Annotated in this window: 15 protein-coding genes and 2 pseudogenes; 10 read left to right on the top strand and 7 right to left on the bottom strand. The window is 47.2% G+C overall.

The genetic code is table 11. The annotated features are described in order from the left end of the window. From GJR95_RS43015 to GJR95_RS39055, 3 genes and pseudogenes are all read left to right on the top strand, one after another. Positions 1-118 (top strand): annotated as a pseudogene (locus GJR95_RS43015) (IS701 family transposase); the annotation flags it as partial. 42 nt (positions 119-160) lie between these two features. Beyond that, positions 161-1,144 (top strand): AAA family ATPase, encoded by a 984-nt coding sequence (locus GJR95_RS39050; protein ID WP_162391023.1) that lies wholly within the window; start codon positions 161-163, stop codon positions 1,142-1,144. Between the two features lie 146 nt (positions 1,145-1,290). Then, on the top strand, positions 1,291-1,599 hold the full coding sequence (locus GJR95_RS39055) for an isoamylase early set domain-containing protein (protein WP_162391024.1): 309 nt from the start codon (positions 1,291-1,293) through the stop codon (positions 1,597-1,599). Between the two features lie 99 nt (positions 1,600-1,698). Here the strand turns inward: GJR95_RS39055 and GJR95_RS39060 are convergent, their stop codons facing one another. Together GJR95_RS39060 and GJR95_RS39065 are read right to left on the bottom strand one after the other, a co-directional pair. Next, a complete protein-coding gene (locus GJR95_RS39060) occupies positions 1,699-2,634 on the bottom strand; it encodes a hydroxypyruvate isomerase family protein (RefSeq protein ID WP_162391025.1) in 936 nt (311 codons plus the stop codon). Between the two features lie 127 nt (positions 2,635-2,761). Further along, the gene (locus tag GJR95_RS39065; protein WP_162391026.1) at positions 2,762-5,884 is read right to left on the bottom strand and encodes a PVC-type heme-binding CxxCH protein; all 3,123 of its coding nucleotides are present in this window, start codon (positions 5,882-5,884) and stop codon (positions 2,762-2,764) included. A 194-nt stretch (positions 5,885-6,078) separates the two neighbouring features. On the opposite strand from GJR95_RS39065, the gene GJR95_RS39070 reads away from it, so the two are divergent. After that, the gene (locus GJR95_RS39070) at positions 6,079-6,315 is read left to right on the top strand and encodes a GlsB/YeaQ/YmgE family stress response membrane protein (RefSeq protein WP_162391027.1); all 237 of its coding nucleotides are present in this window, start codon (positions 6,079-6,081) and stop codon (positions 6,313-6,315) included. Positions 6,316-6,462: 147 nt separating this feature from the next. On the opposite strand, the gene GJR95_RS39075 is transcribed toward GJR95_RS39070, so the two are convergent. Together GJR95_RS39075 and GJR95_RS39080 are read right to left on the bottom strand one after the other, a co-directional pair. Then, entirely contained in the window at positions 6,463-8,178 is a 1,716-nt protein-coding gene (locus GJR95_RS39075) for a GMC oxidoreductase (RefSeq protein WP_162391028.1), read from the bottom strand. Positions 8,179-8,277: 99 nt separating this feature from the next. Beyond that, on the bottom strand, positions 8,278-8,808 hold the full coding sequence (locus GJR95_RS39080) for a gluconate 2-dehydrogenase subunit 3 family protein (RefSeq protein WP_162391029.1): 531 nt from the start codon (positions 8,806-8,808) through the stop codon (positions 8,278-8,280). A gap of 265 nt (positions 8,809-9,073) precedes the next feature. Between GJR95_RS39080 and GJR95_RS39085 the strand changes: the two genes are divergently transcribed. Beyond that, positions 9,074-10,672: a Na+/H+ antiporter gene (locus GJR95_RS39085; RefSeq protein WP_162391030.1), complete on the top strand. Its 1,599-nt coding sequence runs from the start codon at positions 9,074-9,076 to the stop codon at positions 10,670-10,672. Between the two features lie 68 nt (positions 10,673-10,740). On the opposite strand, the gene GJR95_RS39090 is transcribed toward GJR95_RS39085, so the two are convergent. After that, complete coding sequence (locus tag GJR95_RS39090) at positions 10,741-12,087, bottom strand: D-arabinono-1,4-lactone oxidase (protein WP_162391031.1); 1,347 nt, start codon at positions 12,085-12,087, stop codon at positions 10,741-10,743. A 201-nt stretch (positions 12,088-12,288) separates the two neighbouring features. On the opposite strand from GJR95_RS39090, the gene GJR95_RS39095 reads away from it, so the two are divergent. Further along, positions 12,289-12,771: a hypothetical protein gene (locus tag GJR95_RS39095; protein ID WP_162391032.1), complete on the top strand. Its 483-nt coding sequence runs from the start codon at positions 12,289-12,291 to the stop codon at positions 12,769-12,771. A 71-nt stretch (positions 12,772-12,842) separates the two neighbouring features. On the opposite strand, the pseudogene trxA reads toward GJR95_RS39095, so the two are convergent. Continuing rightward, a pseudogene (gene trxA, locus GJR95_RS39100) lies at positions 12,843-13,169 on the bottom strand (thioredoxin); the annotation flags it as partial. A 157-nt stretch (positions 13,170-13,326) separates the two neighbouring features. Between trxA and GJR95_RS39105 the strand changes: the two are divergent. Beyond that, entirely contained in the window at positions 13,327-13,938 is a 612-nt protein-coding gene (locus GJR95_RS39105; RefSeq protein ID WP_232541008.1) for a DUF1684 domain-containing protein, read from the top strand. A 2-nt stretch (positions 13,939-13,940) separates the two neighbouring features. On the opposite strand, the gene GJR95_RS39110 is transcribed toward GJR95_RS39105, so the two are convergent. Beyond that, positions 13,941-14,726, bottom strand: a complete 786-nt coding sequence (locus tag GJR95_RS39110) for an SDR family oxidoreductase (RefSeq protein ID WP_162391034.1) — start codon at positions 14,724-14,726, stop codon at positions 13,941-13,943. A 370-nt stretch (positions 14,727-15,096) separates the two neighbouring features. Here GJR95_RS39110 and GJR95_RS39115 point away from each other — a divergent pair, with 370 nt between their 5' ends. The 3 genes from GJR95_RS39115 to GJR95_RS39125 are packed head-to-tail and all read left to right on the top strand — an operon-like array spanning position 15,097 to position 20,780. Then, positions 15,097-15,435, top strand: a complete 339-nt coding sequence (locus tag GJR95_RS39115) for a PadR family transcriptional regulator (RefSeq protein WP_162391035.1) — start codon at positions 15,097-15,099, stop codon at positions 15,433-15,435. Further along, entirely contained in the window at positions 15,432-18,068 is a 2,637-nt protein-coding gene (locus GJR95_RS39120) for an ABC transporter permease (RefSeq protein WP_162391036.1), read from the top strand. The genes GJR95_RS39115 and GJR95_RS39120 overlap by 4 nt, the downstream gene beginning before the upstream one ends. 12 nt (positions 18,069-18,080) lie before the next feature. Further along, positions 18,081-20,780, top strand: a complete 2,700-nt coding sequence (locus GJR95_RS39125; RefSeq protein WP_232541009.1) for an ABC transporter permease — start codon at positions 18,081-18,083, stop codon at positions 20,778-20,780. The last annotated feature ends 40 nt before the right edge of the window (positions 20,781-20,820 follow it).

Here is a 20,820-nt window from a genome sequence, read left to right on the forward strand (position 1 = left end):
TACCAATCATTTTGCCTTGAAAGGGCGGTTATACCTCAAAGCCCTGCAAGCGGCTTTTGCGGAACTGGCCGTCCTCAAAAATCAACTCAGCCAACATCCACAAATGGAGTTGGCGTAACATCAGTTAAAAAATTGAACAAAACCAACAAACCAGATTAGCATGACCACAGGGCTAATCTTCGGCAAATTTTTGCCTGTGCATAAAGGCCACCTTGCCCTTATTGAGTTTGCTCGTCAACAGTGTGATCGGCTCATTGTATCCATGAGTATCACGCCAGATGACCCAATCTCGCCCAAATTTCGGCTCCGCTGGCTAACCGAATTACTAGCTCCCTACCCCACTATTGAGGTGGTGGCCGAGCCCGACGATTTTCATGATCCAGACTTACCACTTTGGGAAGCCACGAAGTTATGGGCCGCTTTCATTAAACGGCGTTTCCCGACTGTGAGTGTATTTTTTTCATCCGAAGCATACGCAATTCCATTAGCCTATCATTCGGGTTTACGGCATATTTCATTCGATCCACCCCGACAACAGGTCCCGGTATCGGCTACCCTGATTCGACAGCACCCGTTTCAGTATTGGGATTACATTCCGGATGTTGTCCGCCCCCATTTCGTCAAAAAAATATGCCTGTACGGCCCCGAAAGTGTTGGCAAAACAACTCTGGCTAAGCAATTGGCGATTGACTACCAAACCATTTTTGTACCCGAAATGGCCCGTAGTCTAATTACTTCCAACGAGTTCACAAGCAACGATTTCGTCCGTATTGGCCAGGCTCAAACGCAAGCAGTGCAAGTAGCCGAACGTCAGGCCAATCGCCTGCTTTTTTGCGACACAGACGTCATTACAACCCAGATCTATTCGAATTTATACCTGCGGGAAGTGTCCCCTGTTTTACAGGAACTGGAACAGCAGGTCCACTACGATATTTATTTTTTACTCGATATCGATGTGCCCTGGGTTGCCGACGATTTACGCGATCAGGGTGATCGTCGTCCTGAAATGCTGGCTCGTTTTCGTTATGAACTCGACCGGAGAGGACTGAACTACGTATTGATAGGCGGCTCTTATACGGACCGACTTACGTCGATCAAAACAACAATCGAAAAATTACTGAATGGTTTTCGGCTCACAAATTAAAAATAGTACATTTTTTAGATTCAACTATAAAACTTAACACAATGAACATAATTATTTAAAGAATATTAGCTCTTAAAGAATTGATAACTATGATATTACTTTTTTTTCAATATAATTTTGCATTGCAAACCAAATAATGAACTACTATGGCGGTTGCCAAACAATTCCTCAAAAGCAAGCCTATTGCAAAAGTTACGTTTGAGTTGCCGGCTGAAGCTGTCAACGGTGCAAAAACGGTCGCCCTGGCCGGTGAATTCAATAGCTGGGATAGCTCTGCCCAAGTTCTGAAAAAGCAAAAGGATGGTTCGTACAAAACGACGGTCGAACTACCAATTGGTAGCGAATATCAGTACCGCTACGTTCTGGACGGTACAATTTGGACAAATGACTGGGCCGCTGATAAATATGTAGCCAGTGGCGTTGCGGGTGAAGAAAATTCGGTTGTCGTTCTGTAAGCCAGATCAACCATTCGTCTACCTATGAAGGGACATTACTGAAAGAGCCCCGACAGAAAAATCTGTCGGGGCTAACTGTTTTTAATGCTATTCGCTTATCTACACCGTAAAGCTATCTGATTCGACATAGGCTTTGATTAAGGCAACCTCGCCCTCTTTTCCTGGCTGCGAATTACCGTGTTCCATCCCAAAAATAAATTCCTTGTTTTCGGCTTTCTGTTTCTGGTAGATGTGCTTGAATATGTTTTTATAATTGATCTCGCCCGTTGTTGGCTCTTTACGGCCCGGATTATCGCCAATCTGAAAATACCCGATTTCACTCCAGCACCAATTTATATGCGGAATAATGTGTCCTTCGTTTTTCTGCATGTGATAAATATCAAACAGAATTTTACAGGAAGGGCTATTCACGGCCCGGCAGATTTCGTAGGTCTGGTCAGATGTCCGTAAAAACAGGTTTGGTGTATCGCTAAGGGGCTCCAGCACCATGGTCAGGCCAGCCGGAGCCAGAATATCGGCCCCTCGGCGCAAGGCATCGATAACGTGCCCCGTTTGAATACCAATGGGTAGATTCCGTTCAAAATCTCCGGGAACGACCGTGGTGAATTTGGCATTGACGCGTTTAGCCGTTTCGACCGCCTTGCGGCATCCGTTCAGAAAAATCTCAACGAACTCTGGCTTTCCCGTTGCGAGAGAATTCTGTGAATTTCCGCCCTTGTCTAGAACGAACACCCCCATTGTTATACCTAACCGGGCCATTTCCTCACCGATTTTGGTTTGTAGTGCCGGATCTCGACCCATCATTCCGTTATCTTCCAGAGCCGTAAAGCCCATATCAGCCATGAACTTTAACTGGTCGATGGGATCTTTACCCGCGCTATTTTCAAACATACCAAAGTGGGGGGCATATTTGAGTTTAAAATTGTTCTTAGCCAGAAAATTAGGCTGCGAATGCCAGTTTGTGGTTAATGATTCACCCGAAACAGCGGCCCCAGCAAGCCCAACTGTCGATTTTACAAAATTGCGTCGTTGCATAGTGGTTAATTTCTGAACCCGGATTGCACTGATTAACGGATTTACAGGATTTTGTTAGCCACTTCAATAAAGTGGTGCATAGATCAAAATCAAGGTAATCCGTTAATTAGTGTAATCCGGGTTCGGATTATTTTTTCTTCAAACTCGTTAAATAAGCGACCAGATCAACCAGATCCTGCGTACTCATGGCTTCCTGTAGGCCCGATGGCATCATGGAACTATCCATTTTTTTCATCGAGACAACATCGGCCATTTTGTAGTTCTGTACCGCACCACCGGGAAATTTCATTTGCAAATCGGTCTCGGTTTTGCTGGAGACAATCCCCGACATGGTACTACCATCTTTAAACTTCACCTCCCACCCTTCGAATCCAAAACTAATACCGGCATCTGGATGTAAAATAGCCAGATATTGGCCTTCTTTAGGCAATTTAGAACCTATTTCGGAAAGTTTCGGACCAAAATCCATCCCTTCTCCATTGACCTGATGACAGATGGCACAGTTGTTTTTGAATACGCTTACGCCCTTTGTAGCTTCGCCATTCATGGCCATCAATTCGTTCAGACCAGGTAGCTTTTTGCCTTCGGCCCCCTGCACACCATCCAGGAAGCTGGCGGCCTGCTGTCTGATGTTTTTACGCCAGTCATTGCTGACTCCCTGAACGGCGGCTTTTTTATAATCGCCTTTGATATCGCCCGATTTCAACAGAGTAATCACCTTGTCAGCTCCATCCATACTACCACCCAATGCACGGGTAGCTGTCATCCGTAGCGACGGTGAACGCTTCTCATCAAGGGCAACAGTTTTCAGAATATCGAGCGATTCTTTGTTACCAACCCGCTGCAAGGCCATTACCATTTGCGACGCTTCATCGGCATTTGACCCATTGATAACAGCCCAGACCAATGAGCTACCATTTTGTTTGATCAACTGCCTGGCGGCATCCCGCCCCATCGCATCGTTATACTTGGCAAGTGCCAGTTGGCTCAGCTTGGCATTCTCAGATGTAGGTTCGTAGCGGGTGATAAGTTCGATGTATTCGGGTGTTCCATATACATCTGTAAGTAGTTTATTCAGTGCAGTTGTTGCTACGGCAGAATTCTTGACATAGGCCGGATCGAGGTGACGGAGAACCAGTTTCGTCACATCTGTCGATGCGCTATTTGCCTGCAAAATACCCAATAGTGCCGCTGATTTTTCGGTGGCACCGGGGTTAAAATCGAACGCCCTGAAGTAGCGCAATCGCTGGCTCAGCTCTGTTCCCTGATCGCCAGCCAGTTTCGCCAGCAGCGGTACAGACTCCCTGGTGCGGGCACGCCAAACGATATCCCGCCCACTGGCATTCGCCAATGGATCACCGCTTTGTTGCTTCAGCCAGGCGGTGTAGTAACTGTCCCAGTTACCATCGGCTCCAATCCCAAGCGCTTCCAGATACCAACGGTCTTTGCCGTCGTATTTACTAGCCAGTTGCGCCCACAGAGCTGGTGCTTCAGGCGAGGGCGGTCCGGCGGTCTGGTTCCGGCGAAGCGCAATAATTGCTTCACGGCGAACCTGTGTATCCGGGTCATTGACCAGTTGCTTCACATAGGGAATAATATCCATTTTGAGTTCACGGGCGGCCCGTAGCGCCGTAATGCGCAAATCCGGATTATCGCTTTTGAGAGCGGTCTCAATGTATTTTTGTCCTTTATCCAGCTTGCTCAGTAGCCATAGAGCACGGGCCTGCATCCGGGGATTAGTCGACGATTTATAGAGATTTGCCAGGGGTTTTTCGGCCTTGGTGCCTGACTCACGCAGTTTCTGCCATCCAGCATAGCGAATCGACATATTCGGACTTTGGAGCGCTTCGATAGCACCCTCGGTGGTCGAAACATCTACTTTCGGCATGGTGTAGGGCGAGTTTGGCGGAGCTACGCGATAGACGCGGCCCCGGTTCTGATCACCAGCCTGGTGACCACCTACGCCAGGATCATACCAATCAGCAATAATAAGCGAACCATCGGGAGCCACGCAAATATCGGCCGGGCGGAACCACTGATCGCGGGCACCTTCCAGCACATTTACAATCTCGGCTTTATAACCCGCCCCGTCTTTCTGTACCGGATAGGAACGTACGACATTCGGTCCGGCATCGCAGTGAATCACCTGATTACGAAACACTTCGGGCAAAAGCTTGCCTTCATAAACAATAATACCCGTTGGTGAGCCGGCACCGGTCTGGAGCAGGTTTGGCACAACACCCGGATCGTTGAGGTGCCAGTGTCGCCGTGGAATTTCGGGTTCTAGATTATCACGGTTTGCCTGCCAGCCCGCACCCGTCATTTCGTCGGTATAGCCGTAGTTTCCGTACTCCATTACGTAGTTGATCCGAACGCCCTTGTTGCCGTCATCGTCGTTGTCTGACTGCCAGAGCGTACCGTATGAGTCAACCGCCACTTCGTAGTTATTGCGAAAATTCTGGCCTAACAATTCAACATTTTTACCATCAGGATCACAGCGGAACACCATGCCCTGCTTGAAATTCTGTTTGTCGATGGTTTTGCCGGTAGCGATATCAACAACCGGTTTTCCATCTTTATCGAGGAGTTGTTCACCAGCATTACCGAAGTTGAAATACCATTTACCATCGGGGCCAAACACAAACGTGTGCATACCGTGGTCGTGCTGTTCACCACCGATTCCCGTAAATAGGAGTTCTTTTTTATCGGCCTTATCATCGCCGTTTTCGTCTGTCAGTACCCACACGTTGGGGCTGTCGGCAACAATTACCCGGTTCCCCTGCACCCAGATGCCCAAGGGTGATTCGATACTTGGGTCCTGATAAAATACTTTAGTAATATCGGCTTTGCCATCGCCATTCTGATCTTCCAGAATGATGATCCGGTCGCCTTCTTTACGGGTCGGATTGCCGTTGATAGCTGGCCGGTAGTTATAAGCTTCACATACCCATACGCGACCTCTGGCATCGACATCAATATCCGTTGGATTGCTCAGCATCGGCTCGGCAGCAAAAAGAGTTGCTTCCAGACCCGGCGCGACATTCAGACTACCAACGGCATATTTAGGATCGTGTTTATCGTCGTCACTGAGTTGGGCAAACAGCTTTGAGAGGTAAGTACCCGAAGCGGCATTGAGATTTCGGTTCTGGTATGCCCCAACAAAAGCAGCACCTATTACTAAACCAGCAGTGGAGAGGGCTATCGCCTTGCGGGAAAGCAGGGATCGCTTAGCCGATCGAAAAGGATTCATAGTTAAACAGGCAAGAGGGTTGGATTATACGACGTAAAAGTAGTGATACTCCATTGGTATATAAACGCCCGACCCAGGTGTTTATACCCATTACCTATTAAATTTTGTCATCATTTTCCCCTGCTTTAGTAGCAAAGTATCGCTATTTCCTGTACCATTACAACACTATTCTTAAAACAGTTAACTTTTTTCTTATGGGCTTTTTATATTCAATTCTTATTGGCGGAATCGCCGGTTACCTGGCCAGTGTTGTTATGGGCAGTCATCATTCAGCCCTGGTTAACATTATCCTCGGTATTGTTGGCGGATTCATCGGTGGTTTTATCGCCCGTCGCCTTGGCAATGACCCCGACAACGATGGCTTAGTCATGAACCTGCTGATTGCTGTAGGTGGGGCAATTGTACTCATCTTTTTAGGAAGGCTATTCTAAACCAAAAACCCTTGTAGAGACATATCTTTTGTCTTTTGCGAAATTAACCATAGCACGGGATCTGGTGAAAGTTCCAAATCGCTCAAAACTAAACGGCCAGATCGAAAAATCATCGATCCGGCCGTTTTCGTATACTATTCTTCAGAATCAGATACTCTTCCGTTTCATCTCTTTCACGACAAAGTCAGCTGCCCGCGCCGTTAGGGCCATGTAGGTAAGCGACGGGTTCACGCAAGACGCAGAAACCATGCAGGCTCCATCGGTAACAAATACGTTCTTGACAGCATGCATCTGGTTGTTGCCATTCAGTACCGACGTTTTCGGATCACGACCCATCCGGGCGGTGCCCATTTCGTGGATGGCCATACCCAGGTAAGACCCTCTGTCGTATCCTTTAACGTTCTTGACGCCCGATGACTCCAGCATCTCCTTGGCATCGTTTATCATATCGACGCGCATTTTTTTCTCATTTTCTTTGAGTTCTGCGTCGAAAACGACCAGCGGCATGCCCCACTTGTCCTTCTCGTTTTTATCGAGATACATGCGATTTTCGTAGTAAGGCAATGTCTCCCCGAATCCACCTAAACCCATAGTCCAGGGTCCGGGCTTGGTCAGTTCCTCTTTATAATCGGCCCCGAAACTCATTTCAGCAATGTTACGCTGCCAGCCCTGCCGACTGCCTCCACCCTGATAACCAAAGCCTCGCACGTAATCGCGTTTGTCGGTACCAATGTTACGATAACGAGGTACGTAAATGCCATTGGCCCGACGACCGATGTAGTATTTGTCCAGATCACCTTCCCAATCGCCCGATGCACCAATCCGGAAGTGGTGATCCATCAGGTTATGACCCAGTTGCTCCGAATCGTTACCCAGGCCATTCGGGAAGCGGCTCGATTTTGAGTTCAGCAGCACTGATGTTGACCCCAGTGTGCTGCCGCAAACGAAAATAACTTTAGCAAAATATTCGCGGCTCTGGAGCGTCACAGCATCAACGATGCGTACACCCGTTGCGCGCTTCTGGTTATCATCGTAAATTATTTCGGTAACGACCGAATCGGGACGGAGCGTCAACCGGCCGGTTTTGGCGGCTGGCGGTAGTGTACACGACTGTGTACTAAAATAAGCGCCGTAGGGGCAACCCAGCGAACACTTGTTCCGGTACTGACAGGGCGCACGGCCCACACCTAATTGAGCCTCACCAGCTTTCGACAAGTTGGCTACCCGTCCGATGGTCATCGTGCGACCGGGGAAGTTCTTTTCAATGCGTTTACGAACTTCTTTCTCCACACAATACATCTCCATCGGTGGCAGAAACTCGCTGTCGGGCAATTGGGGTAAGTTTAGTTTCTCACCCGAAATGCCGACGAATTTTTCAACGTATGAATACCAGGGAGCCACATCTTTATAGCGAATTGGCCAGTCGACGGCGATACCGTCTTTAAGATTGGCTTCAAAATCGATATCGCTCAGCCGATACGATTGCCGTCCCCACATGATCGACTTTCCGCCAACAATATTCGGCCGATACCAGTCAAAACGTTTCACTTCTTTGTAAAGCGAATCCGAATCGTTCATCCAGTATTTTTCGGTCATTTCGTTATAAGGATAATCGCGCGCCAGTTTTGGATGCGACTCCTTTTGTGCTTCCGTAAGCCGACCGTTGTATTTGGTCTGCCACGGGTCTTTCATCGCGTTTTCATAACCGGATACGTGTTCGAGCTGGTGCCCTTTCTCGAGCATCAGTACCCGTAACCCCTTCTCCGTCAGTTCTTTGGAGGCCCAGCCGCCAGATATTCCAGAGCCGATCACAATGGCATCGTAACTCTGTTCTTTTATGGAATCAATATTGAGATAAGACATATTTTTTTGATTGAATAGTGAATAATCGGGGCCGCCAGTGCGGCAAAATGGATAATGGTCCGGGATGGAGCCATTTCCCATCTCAATTATTCATTGTACTTATAGGGCCCACGTTTTTTGGCCGGGTTTGAGGGGCATACAGCCATTGAACTGACCGGGTACTGGCAGGTACTCCAGTGCTTTCGTCGCTCCTATTTCGGATGTAAAGTAGCCAGTCGTCGTTAGTTCCTTCATCCGTAGGAAAAACGGTTTGTCGTCGGTCATGGTCTGCTTCACCATTTCGTTTTTCTGAGGCAAGTCCAGTTCTGTAAATCCTTTCCCAAACTTGGTTTTGCTATTGGCATCCAGTTTTGCCAGACCGGCATAGAAGCTATCCTGATCTTTCTTGGGATAACAATCGCGCATGACACGAACGATGAATTTCTCGGCCCCAGCGGCTTTGGCACCCGGTGTTGTGGTGGTCGGGATGATCACATCAGCCACTTCAGCCAGCAGGGTTTCCTGCTCGGCTGTTACAACTACACTAGGGCCAGTGTTGGTGATACGCCCCATTGCCCCCGCTAGTGTGGGTGCCGACAACAAACCTCCCATCATCAGGGCCGCTTGCTGTATGGCTTCTCTACGTTTCATAGACAGGTAAGTAAAAGTGATTTTAAAGTGAGTTTTTCAGAGGTAAAACGAAAATAGGGTGCTCAAAAACATATGCCTTTAACCAGCAAATTATCTATATTTTTCAAACACAGAATGGCATTCACCCGAAAAGCCGAAAAAGAGTTAAATATCCTCATATATTATCGAAAATTGTTGCGTGTCATAGTCATTACCAGACTGGATAAACTCGTTAGACTGGCATGTTTCGCTGAACAGACTGTTCAGCCATACGGTTGTGTTAGTTATGAGTAGTGTTGCTTTACTTATTACCCTGTTAGCAATTGTCACTGCACTGGCAGCTCTGGCCGAGCGGGTACGTATTGCCTCACCCATCGTGTTGGTGCTGGCGGGCATTGCCATTAGTCTGATTCCAGGTCTACCATCGGTCGTACTCAGACCAGATATCGTTATTCTGGTTTTTCTGCCCCCATTGATCTATTCGGCCGCCTGGAACACATCATGGGCCGATTTCAAAGCAAACTTCCGGCCCATTATGCTGCTTGCCCTGGGCCTGGTCCTGTTTTCAACGGTGGGCGTTGCCTGGGTAGTGCACACGTTCGTTCCCGGTTTTTCGTGGCCATTGGCATTTGTTATGGGGGCAACCGTATCGACTACAGACCCCATTGCCGGCACATCGATCATTAAACAAATGGGGCTCCCACGCCGGGTAGTTATTATTCTGGAAGCCGAAAGTCTGGTCAATGACGCAACAGGGCTAATCGTATATCGCTATGCGGTTGCCGCCGTAACCACTGGGCAGTTTGTACTGATTGAAGCAGGAGAGCAATTCTTTGTGGTCGTTTTAGGGGGTATACTGATCGGGCTAGCCTTAGCCTGGGTCGTAAAAAGTATTCATCAGCTAACCGACGATACCCCTGTTGTTGAAACTACGCTGACTTTTCTGACGCCGTTTGCGGGCTATCTGATTGCCGAGGAATGGCACGTTTCGGGTGTATTGGCCGTACTGTCGGCGGGGCTGTTTCTAACGCTCCGGTCGTCGGAGTTTTTATCCCGGCAGGCCCATTTACAAACCATTAATGTCTGGAACGTAGTCACATTCCTGCTAAATAGTATCGTGTTTGTGCTCATGGGGTTACAGTTGCGCCGGATCTTATTGACTACCTCCGGCTACTCGCCCAGTAAGCTCCTTCTCTATGGCGCCCTTGTCAGTCTGGCCGTCATTTTGAGCCGGTTTATCTGGGTTTTTTTAGCGAGTTATCTCCCCCGTTTAGTTGTAAACAGAACAGCGAAATCTGGCTTACTTTTCAATAGAAAACTGAATACGGTCATTGGCTGGACGGGTATGCGCGGTGTATTATCGCTGGCTACAGCCCTGGCTTTACCCCTGACTCTACGAAATGGATCGCCATTTCCCCAACGTGATCTGATCATTTTCTTTACATACTGTGTCATTTTTTCGACGCTGGTTTTGCAGGGCCTGGCCTTGCCCTACCTAATTCGCTGGCTGAACATCACGCCCGACCAACGGGCAAAACAGGAAGAAATCAACTTGCGAATTCAACTGGCCAGTATGGCCATTGAACACCTGGAAGCCAATTATTCGCTTAGCGAAGAGGTGTCAGACGAGGCATTGGCTTTGCTCAAACACAAGTACGAAACCCGTATCGATAGGCTCAGGCTGCACCAGAATGGCCGTCGAGCAAACGCCAATGCTTCCGAAGTTCGGGAAACAATGCGTATTCAGCTTGAGATTATTCGGGTCGAGCGTGAGCTAGCCACTCGTTTGCGTCGGGAGGGGCAAAAGGATGATGAGGTGCTCCGAACTATTTTGTATGAATTAGACCTCGAAGAATCCAGGTTACTCCTGGAAACAATGCGTTAAGGGGCATTAATAGGGCTATGCCATGATTTGACAAGAGGACATAGCCCTATTAATAACCTAATTAGCCCTTAACTACCATAAATAGTCGAGTCCAGAAACGCATTTCGAAACTTGCCCTGAGGATCATATTCTTTGACCAGTTTCTTGAAATCGGGGAGCTTTTCGTACCGGGATTGCAGCTTCGACGCCGAAAGTGTAAACAGCTTACCCCAGTGTGGCCGGGCTCGAAACGGCTCCAGTTCTTTTTCAATCATCGGCAATACCTTACTCACCGATGCCCAGTCCTGTTTCCAGGTAAAGTGAATAGCCAGACTTGGCTGTTTGTAAGCCGTACTCATCCAGAAATCGTCGGCATCGATGGTTCGTAGTTCCGAAATCATCAGATGAGGGCTGATGTGATCGCGAAGCCGCTCAACAGCGAGAATGGCTTCAACGGCGTTCTTCCGGGGCACAAAATACTCCGATTGGAGCTCCTTACCACTGCTGGGTGTGAAGCCCATCTTGAAGTGGGGCAATCGCTCATACCACGGCCCCGCTACACCCATCTGCTCAGTACAGTTTTCGGCGGATAGTTCGGCAATTGGGTGAAGATTTTTGGTCGCCAGAGTCGCCCCGAAATACGTTGGTTTGGCTACTTGCTTATTCCCCCCCTCTACGCGCTCTTTTATCCAGACTTCGTTAATTCGTTTCTTTTGCCAATCGGTAAACAGGCTGACGCTGTAACCTCCCGACATGATCGCATCAAAATGCGCTTTCACTTGATCCAGCGGCAGGTTTTCATACACGTACTGGCGCATTTTGAAGGTTGGCTGAAGATTGAGTGTAACCTTGGTTACCACGCCAAGTGCGCCCAGATTAACGACAGCTGCCCGGAACGCATCACCGTCTTTGGCCCGCGATAATGTCCGCACGTCGCCATTGGCCGTAACAATTTCCAGTGCCGCCACCGCTGTGGACAGGTTACCATTCTTAACACCCGAACCGTGGGTAGCCGTTGCACAGGCTCCCGCAATGGAGATGTGAGGCAGAGAAGCCAGGTTATGCAAGGCGTATCCTTTGCTGTCGAGATAAGGGGCCAGCTGACCATAGCGCATGCTCGCATCAACTGTTACGGTATGGGCAGCAGCATTCAGGGACAAAACCTTATCCATTTCCCGAAGCGAAATGAAGTTATTCTTGCTATCGGCAATTCCGTTGAAGCAGTGACGCGTACCCAGTACCTTCAGTTTATTGTACTTCTTTACGATTTCCTTAACCTGTTCTATTGACTTGGCCGAATAGAGCCGATCGGTGCTGTAGGTGTAATTTCCGGCCCAGTTTTTCAATTTTTCGCCAGGGACCAAATTCGCCAGCGGAGATATGATAGGAGTTGCCATTAAGGCTGAAGATAGTTTAAGAAAGGTTCTTTTTTTCATGGTCACAGGGTTTCTGCGAATCTAATTGAACAAGTTGAGAATACAGTTGGAGCCTGCCGAAAATCATTGATTACCTACGTACTATTCGCAAAAGAAACGAGTGAAATAGCAGTAGTTACACTATTGCTAAAAGTGCAAAAAAATAGTTGATTATTACAGTTTAGTTATCTACATTGACCAGTAAATCAACATTTACCGGCCATGAAAACGTCATTTTTGGTAGTCGCTCTTCTGTTGAGTGCTGTTTCGACCAGTCTGGCACAGACCGACAACGAAGCGATCAAGCGCGTGCTGTTTAATGAGACCGAAGGCTTTTTCAAACGAGATAAAGCAAGATGGGCCAGCGCCTGGGCACATGTGCCCTATGTAAACTTTGCTGCTAATCTGTACGGAGGAGATTTTATGCTGATCAAGGGCTGGGATAACCTGGAAAAACAATTTTCCACCCAGTTTAAGAGCTCAAAAGTAACGGATAATGTAACGGTGCAGAATGCCAATTATACCATTCATCAGAACGGTAATATGGCCTTTGTTACCTACGATCAGACTCTTCTGGACAGTCATGGTAAGACAAGTTCGAAAGAGACACGGGTAGTTGAAAAACTCAATGGTCAGTGGAAGATCATTAATGTCATTGCGCTAACGAACCTGAAAAATTTCGGCTTGGCGCAAAAAACAAAGTAAGAATCGGGAGTAACAAAAAGCCCGCCCGGTCATGAGACCGGGCGGGCTTTTTGTTAGGTATGACTGGTCAGTTAACTAAACTGCTTTACTAAACCTTCCAGCGTATGTAGTGGCTGAACGCCCGACTGCCGCCAGACAATTTTACCTTCTTTGAACAGGATCATTGTCGGAATACTCCGAATCTGATACTGGTCGGCCGCTTTCTGCGCCTTATCGACATTGATTTTTACGACACGGACTTTATCGCCAGCACGGTCTGTGAGTTGCTTCAGAATGGGAGCCTGTTGTTTACAGGGACCACACCAGTCGGCGTAGAAATCGACAAGCACGGGCTTATCGCCTTTAATTATATCGTTGAATGATTCTTTAGCCTGATCCATCGTTTTATTGTGTTTGTTGTTCTGATGTGGTTCTTTCGTACATTAAGAACATAACCCAGTTCACGGCAGTTCACGATAAAAGCCGTAATGAAAAGTAATTGTGTGAATGGTAACCGGGTTAATCGGGCCAGTTACCCGCTTATCATTTTACTTCTATAAACTCAGCTTCGTCCAAATGGTTATACGCTTCCTGTTGCTCTTACTAACGGGTTTTCTATCGACACAGATCGTTGCCCAAACCCCTTTTTCGGAAGAAATCGCGAAACACCGGGAGACGTATAAAAACGACCTTCTGACGTCAAAGGGAAGTCCGCTGAAATCGAAAGAAGAGTTATCGTATCTGCGATTTTACGAGCCCGACTCGACCTATCGGGTCGTAGCAACCGTACAGCTAACGCCCAAAGCCGAACCTTTCGAGATGCCCACCTATAACGGCATGACCAGGCCACACGTCGAGTATGCTGTAGTATCGTTCGTGCTGAATGGCAAACCGCAGAAGCTGACCCTTTACCGCAACCTGAACCTAATTCGAATGCCCGAGTATCGCGACTACCTGTTCCTGCCTTTCAAAGATGCTACGTCAGGATTTGCCACCTATGGTGGAGGTCGCTATCTCGACTTTCGTATGAGCGACATCAAAAACGGGCAACTGACTATTGACTTCAACAAAGCCTATAACCCCTATTGCGCTTTCAGTGAAGGCTACCCCTGCCCTATTCCACCCAAAAACAACGTGTTGACGGTGCCTATTGAAGCCGGTGAAAAAACGTACGGGAAAGCCCACTGATATCAAAAACCCCAGGCCATCAATCCGCCATCGACAGCAATGATCTGGCCGGTGACATAACCGGATGCGGGCATACTTAAAAACGACACGACTGAAGCGACCTCTTCCGGCTCCCCCACTCGATTCATGGGCGTTCGCTTCAGAATACCACCTAATTTTTCGGGATTATTTAGAACTGGCGAAGCCAAAGGCGTTTTTATATACCAGGGCGCAACTGCGTTGACCCGAATACCATCAGGAGCCCATTCAACAGCAAGATTACGAGTCAGTTGCAGCATAGCCGCCTTGGTCATGCCATAGAGCGACCCACTGCTGGTATGGGTCAGACCCGATACCGACGAAACAAAAATGATCTTGCTCTGGCCCGAAGAACCGTTTTCAGACACTTTCAGCAGCGGATAAGCCGCCTGGCTTAGTTCATAGGCCGAACGCAGGTTCGTATTCAGGATATAATCATACTCGGTCGGACTATATTCGGCGGTAGGTTTTCGAATGTTTGTTCCGGCGTTGTTGACCAGAATATCCAGACTATTCCACTTTGTTTGTACGGCCTGAATGACCTGGGCCGCTACGCCAGGCTGGCTTACATCGGCGGCAATCCCTTCAACAGTATGCCCTTGCTGGCGGTAGTCGAGCAACTGTTTCTGAAGTAATTCGTTGTTGCGGGCTACGATAAATACGGCGGCTCCAAGATCCAGAAACTGCCGGACAATGGCCTCGCCAATTCCTTTGGTTCCGCCCGTTACCAGTGCACGTTGGCCGCTGAGCGACCAGAGAGGTTGGTTCATAAATTGTTTTCTTTTCGGAATATGCAACAATTTCCATTTTTATCACTCTATTAGGTTGATGTAGAGTATGGAATGCTGTCTGGCTTTATTTATTCTACAAATATTGAAGTTATCCTCAGTTGATCGTTCAGGCTTCAAACTAACAAATCGGATGTTATCAATGACTGCACAGCTTAAGTTGATTCCGGTCTGCGACAAAAATAGCTGGTTAAACCAGCCCAGAACAAAATTTATCTGTTCGGCTTCGGACATCCTGATTGTCCGAAATCGTACAGTTCGGTCCATGAAAACCACCCTATCTAGCTCCAGATGCCGATCTGATGTTTTGGCAAGGCATTTGTTCTACAAAAATTGATTATATCTCTTTCTTATGAGACGATCTTATTTAGGTGAGTTTGAAGAAGTCGTTTTACTGACTGTTGCCGTACTCGGCGAAGGCGCTTACGGTGTAGCGATTACCGACGAGCTGGATCGGCAGACCGGGCGCTCAGTAAGCATCAGTGCCGTTCATGCAGCCTTACACCGGCTGGAAGAAAAAGGTATGCTATCCTCGCGTATGGGCGATGCAACGGCCGAACGCGGTGGCCGTCGCAAGCGTCTGTTCACGGTTACGGTACTGGGTAGCCGGACCCTGCACGACATACGGGCAACGCGCGACCAGCTATGGGGTTCCATTGCGCCCAATGCTTTACCAGCTATCAGTATATGAAATCTGCCATGCCACCTCGCTGGGCCTACCGCCTGCTGGAATGGTTTTGTGCCCCTCATCTGCTGGAAGAAGTAGAGGGTGATTTGCAGGAGCGTTTCGAACGGAATCTCCTGCGATACGGTATGCAATCGGCCCGGCGGCAATATGAACGAGAAGTGCTAAGTTTTCTCAGGCCGTTTGCCCTGAAAAGACAGCCCAGCGAATATCCTCAACCTATTTTTTTCAGCCCTGCTATGCTACGAAATTACCTTAAAATCGCCTTTAGAAATCTGGCCCGAAACAAGGCGTATTCGGCCATTAACATCATCGGGTTGAGCATTGGCCTGGCAGCGGCCATGCTGATTATGCTGTATACCAAAGATGAAGTCAGCTATGACCGCTTTCATCGCAACAATCCATCTATTTATCGAATCACCAGCAAACACCTGACCGCAGCCGGGGTTTTAGAAAATCTGCAGCCGTACACCGGGATTTTCCCAGGCCCGAAGTTTCATGCGGGTGTCCCGGAGATAACATCGTTCGTACGGTATCAGGAAAACCGAAAAGACCTGAAACAGGGCACAGAGGTAAAGAGCCAGACCGTACATTTTGCGGATACCAGTTTCTTCTCGGTATTCACCTTTCCGTTACTTAGCGGCAATCCAAAAACGGCTCTAAAAAATCCACAATCGGTGGTCATTTCGGAAGAAGTTGCCGAGAAAACTTTTGGTTCAACAAACGTACTGGGCAAGACCATGCTCTTTAAGGAAAAAGACAAATTTGAGCCTTATACAATAACCGGCGTAGCGAAAAAAAGCCCACAAAATTCCTCCATCAAATTTGAGGTGCTCATGCCCTTCCTCGTTAAGGACGAGGATATGGCAAAAAACCAGAATTGGTTCAGTGTCTTTATGAACACGTTTGTCATTCTTAAGCCCAATGCCAACGTTAAGGCCGTAGAGGCAAAAATGAATCGGGTTTATTTAGCCGACGCACAGGAAAGTATAAAAGAGATGGCCGAAAAATTTAACGAGACCGGTAGAACGGTATATGCTCTTCAGCCTTTTACCGATATGCATCTCAGTAAAGATCTTCCGGCAAGCAACGGGCTCGTCGACGAAAGTAATCCTACGTTCTCTTATATTTTGTCGGGTATCGCACTATTTATTTTATTGATTGCCTGCATTAATTTCATTAATTTGACCGTGGCCCGTTCACTGAAACGAGCGAAAGAAATCGGCGTCAGAAAAGTAGTCGGCGGAGCCAGAGCACAACTTATTATTCAGTTTCTGGGCGAATCGTTTATCCTATGTTTTGCGGCCTTTCTACTGGGTATTATTCTGATCGAATTAGCCTTACCAACGTTCAATCAACTTGCCAACAAAGCGCTTGCTCTCTCCTATTTATTTGATACTGAATTAGTTGCTGGCTATTTTATTCTCTTTATCATAACAAGCCTGCTATCTGGCTTTTATCCGGCGCTTGTTTTATCGGGCTACAATCCCGTTCAAACACTCTATAGCCGCTTCAACCTTTCAGGCAAGAATTACCTGCAAAAGTCACTGGTTGTTTTACAATTTACGCTTGCTTCTTTTCTGATTATTGCGTCATTAACGATCTATTTACAATTCAATTATTTAACCAGTAAAAATTTAGGTTACGACGATAAAAATCTGATCATTATAGACAAATCGAATTTAAAACGGAGCGAGGCAAAATTACTAAAGGAAGAGCTGGCCAAAAATCGGGACATTATCGATGTGGCACCAAAGAATGGAGGTTTCTGGGGCACAGTCGCTAAAATAAATGGTGAAACACAATTAAGTTTCGCCTACGAAACCGTTGATGAAACGTATTTACCACTTTTCAAAATACCGGTGTTAAAAGGTCGAAACTTCTCGCCGGATTTTCCGTCCGATTCGTCGCAGTCGGTATTGGTCAATGAAACATTTGTTAAAAAGGCTGGCTGGAAAAAACCAATTGGACAACTCGTCAATTTTTTCTGGTCCGAAAAGCCCGAAAAATACCATGTGATTGGCGTCGTGAAAGATCATCATTTTGAAGCGCTGAACCGTGAAATTAAGCCGCAATTATTTACCATGAAGGCTAGTAATCCTTACGGAAAAGTATTTATCAAGATTAAGCCCAACACAGAAACAGCCAGTCTTCAGTACATCGAAAAAACGGCAAAAAAGCTATTTCCGCTCAATCCTTATTCCTATAAATTTCTGGATCAGGAAAACATCAAACGGTATGAGTCGGAGGCCAAGTGGAAACAAATGATGCTCTTCGGGGCCATACTAACTATTTTCATTTCCTGCATTGGTCTCTTCGGATTGGCTACACTATCGGCCGAAAGACGAACCAAAGAAATTGGCATTCGGAAAGTGTTGGGTGCATCGGTTACCGGCATTGTTCAGCTGCTCTCAACCGACTTCCTGAAACTCGTTTCCATTTCGTTCATTTTTGCTTTCCCGGCAGCCTGGTATGCCATGCAGGAATGGCTCAAAAATTACCCTTATCGAATCAATATCAGCATAGGCGTATTCTTATTGACGGCTTTCATTTCAATTTCTATCGCCTTTTTAACCGTTGGCTGGCAATCATTAAGAGCTGCGATGACCAATCCGGTAAAGAGTTTAAAAATTGACTAACTCCGGTTGTTTATGAACGCTCCCAAACGCCCTCAACGTCCGCCCCGCTGGGCTGACTACCTGCTGGAATGGTTCTGCGCCCCTAATTTGCTGGAGGAAGTTCAGGGTGATTTGCAGGAGCGCTTCGAGCGGGATATAAGGCAACGGGGGATTACGAGTGCGAATCGAAATTATGTGCTGAGTGTGCTGGGGTTTCTCAGATCGTTTGCCCGGCAAAGACAACCTAATGCCTATCGATCTCCGGAATCGCTCCGGCAAACCGACCAGACCGTTCCCTTCTTACTAAGCCCTGTTATGCTCAGAAATCATTTTAAAATCGCCTGGCGGAACCTCATTAACAATAAGGCTTATTCGGCCATCAATATTTTTGGATTGGCGGTCGGTTTGGCCACTTGCCTGTTGATTACACTGTATGTTTTCGATGAACTTAGTTACGACAAACATCACGAAAATGCTAATCGGCTCTATCGAGTCGCTACCGCAACCAAAGAGGAGAATTGGGCAGCTACAGCGGCTCCTACGGCCTGGGGGCTGAAAAACGACTTTCCCGAAGTCGAACAGGTTACCCGGATACTGAAGATGCCCAACATGGAAAAAATGCTGTTGAAGTACGATCATAACCATGAACAAAAGCATTTTTTTGAAACCAACGGCTATTATGTGGATTCCACGTTCTTCGAACTATTTACGTACAAGTTCAAATACGGGAATCCCAAAAATGCCATCAATCAACCCAACACTTTAGTTCTTTCTGAAAGCCTGGCTAATAAACTATTCGGTGACGAGAATCCAATTGGCAAAGTCATCAATCTCGGGCTTCCTTTTGGCGATTTCAACTATACCGTCAATGGCGTATTCAGAAAAAGTCATAAATCTCACATCGATGCGCATTTCTTTCTGTCAATGCGCAATGGTGATGTAGGCAGTTGGGTCGATCAACAAAGAAACTGGGCAACAAATAATATTTTCTATGCCTACGTGAAATTGAGAGCGGGCGCAAATGCCCAGTCATTTGAACGAAAATTGCCGGATTTTTTGAACCGCCACGGTGCGGCAGATTTAAGAGCGCTGGGCGTTTCTAAAAGCCTGTTTCTTCAGCCCGTAACCGATATTTATCTAAAATCTAGTCTGGATAATGAAATTGCTCCTGGTGGAAGCATGACGTATCTGTATGTTTTTGGCTCGATAGCGGCATTTTTGTTGCTGATCGCCTGCATCAACTTTATGAACCTGTCCACGGCCCGTTCCGAAAAGAGGGCTAAAGAAGTCGGTATTCGCAAGGCAATGGGCGCTTTTAAAACCTCATTGATTGGTCAGTTTCTGGGCGAATCCTTACTGATGTCCATACTGGCTCTTTGCTTTGCTCTGGCATTTATGCAACTCATCCTTCCAGTCTTTAACGACCTCACCAGAAAGGACTTGAGTGTTTTTCAAAATCCCGCTTTTTTGGGCTGGATCGTAGCAATAACGCTGCTAACAGGATTGCTGGCAGGCTTTTACCCAGCTTTTTATCTGTCGTCGTTTAAACCAATTGCCGTACTCAAAGGAAGGCTCATAACGACTATTTCGGCAACTGCACTCCGCAAAGGCTTAGTGGTTTTTCAGTTTACGGTTTCAATTGTGTTGATTCTGGGAGCCATCGTCATCTGGCAGCAATTGTCGTTTGTTCAGAATCAGAACCTGGGCTTCACCAAAACCCAACAACTTGTCATACCTCTTCAAAGCAGCCAGGCGACCGGCAATTACATCACGTTAAAAAACGAGCTACTCAAGAACCCGCAAGTGGTTTCGGCTGCGAGCGGCTCAACCTACCCTGGCCTGGAAGCGTCAGATGATTTGCTTTTTTATGCGGAAGGGAAATCAGTACACGAGGCCGTTGATATAAATTTTGCTACAGTCGAGAACGATTATCTTGAAACGTTGGGCTTTAAACTACTGTATGGCAGGGCTTTCTCAAAAAACTTCACTGCCGACTCAACGAGTATCATACTCAATGAAGTAGCGGTCAACCAATTGGGATATGACGCCAAAACCGCTGTAGGAAAAAGCATCTACTTCGACTGGCAGAATGGGCGTCACCCGATGCAGATCGTTGGCGTTGTCAGAAATTTTAATTACCAGAGTTTGCATCAGGCAATCAAACCTTATGGGTTAACGACCACAATTGGGGATAAACACCGCTATTTTATTGCCAATGTTCACCCAAAAGAATACACCAAACTACTGGCGACTATTGAAAAATCCTGGAAAAAGGTAAATCCGGATACGCCTTTTTCGTACTCTTTTCTTGATCAGGATTTTCAACGGAATTACGAAAAAGAACAGCGCACCTCCAGCATCGTGTTGTATTTCACCCTCATTGCTATTGTGATTGCCTGTTTGGGATTATTCGGGCTGGTTGCTTTTTCGGCGGAACAGCGTACCAAAGAAATTGGCATCCGGAAAGTGCTGGGTGCTTCGGTGGTGAGTATTGTGGCTTTGCTTTCCAAAGATTTTCTACAATTGATATTAGTTGCCATTCTGATTGCAACACCCATCGCCTGGTATGGCATGACCCAATGGCTGCACGATTTTGCCTACAAGGTCGATATTGAGTGGTGGGTATTTGCGCTGGCTGGTTTGCTGGCACTGGGCACGGCCTTGCTGACGGTGAGCTTTCAAAGCATCAAAGCGGCCCTGATGAATCCGGTTACCTCCCTGCGGTCAGACTAAAAAACAGCGCACTTAGCATTGCCAATCAATCCATTGCTTT

Source organism: Spirosoma endbachense, assembly GCF_010233585.1.
Classification (GTDB): Bacteria; Bacteroidota; Bacteroidia; order Cytophagales; family Spirosomataceae; genus Spirosoma; species Spirosoma endbachense.

Bases quoted from the DNA above. Each gene is read 5' to 3' on its own strand.
- GJR95_RS39050 (WP_162391023.1), top strand. From the start codon at position 161: ATGACCACAGGGCTAATCTTCGGCAAATTTTTGCCTGTGCATAAAGGC.
- GJR95_RS39055 (WP_162391024.1), top strand. From the start codon at position 1,291: ATGGCGGTTGCCAAACAATTCCTCAAAAGCAAGCCTATTGCAAAAGTT.
- GJR95_RS39060 (WP_162391025.1), bottom strand. From the start codon at position 2,634: ATGCAACGACGCAATTTTGTAAAATCGACAGTTGGGCTTGCTGGGGCC.
- GJR95_RS39065 (WP_162391026.1), bottom strand. From the start codon at position 5,884: ATGAATCCTTTTCGATCGGCTAAGCGATCCCTGCTTTCCCGCAAGGCG.
- GJR95_RS39070 (WP_162391027.1), top strand. From the start codon at position 6,079: ATGGGCTTTTTATATTCAATTCTTATTGGCGGAATCGCCGGTTACCTG.
- GJR95_RS39075 (WP_162391028.1), bottom strand. From the start codon at position 8,178: ATGTCTTATCTCAATATTGATTCCATAAAAGAACAGAGTTACGATGCC.
- GJR95_RS39080 (WP_162391029.1), bottom strand. From the start codon at position 8,808: ATGAAACGTAGAGAAGCCATACAGCAAGCGGCCCTGATGATGGGAGGT.
- GJR95_RS39085 (WP_162391030.1), top strand. From the start codon at position 9,074: ATGAGTAGTGTTGCTTTACTTATTACCCTGTTAGCAATTGTCACTGCA.
- GJR95_RS39090 (WP_162391031.1), bottom strand. From the start codon at position 12,087: ATGAAAAAAAGAACCTTTCTTAAACTATCTTCAGCCTTAATGGCAACT.
- GJR95_RS39095 (WP_162391032.1), top strand. From the start codon at position 12,289: ATGAAAACGTCATTTTTGGTAGTCGCTCTTCTGTTGAGTGCTGTTTCG.
- GJR95_RS39105 (WP_232541008.1), top strand. From the start codon at position 13,327: ATGGTTATACGCTTCCTGTTGCTCTTACTAACGGGTTTTCTATCGACA.
- GJR95_RS39110 (WP_162391034.1), bottom strand. From the start codon at position 14,726: ATGAACCAACCTCTCTGGTCGCTCAGCGGCCAACGTGCACTGGTAACG.
- GJR95_RS39115 (WP_162391035.1), top strand. From the start codon at position 15,097: ATGAGACGATCTTATTTAGGTGAGTTTGAAGAAGTCGTTTTACTGACT.
- GJR95_RS39120 (WP_162391036.1), top strand. From the start codon at position 15,432: ATGAAATCTGCCATGCCACCTCGCTGGGCCTACCGCCTGCTGGAATGG.
- GJR95_RS39125 (WP_232541009.1), top strand. From the start codon at position 18,081: ATGAACGCTCCCAAACGCCCTCAACGTCCGCCCCGCTGGGCTGACTAC.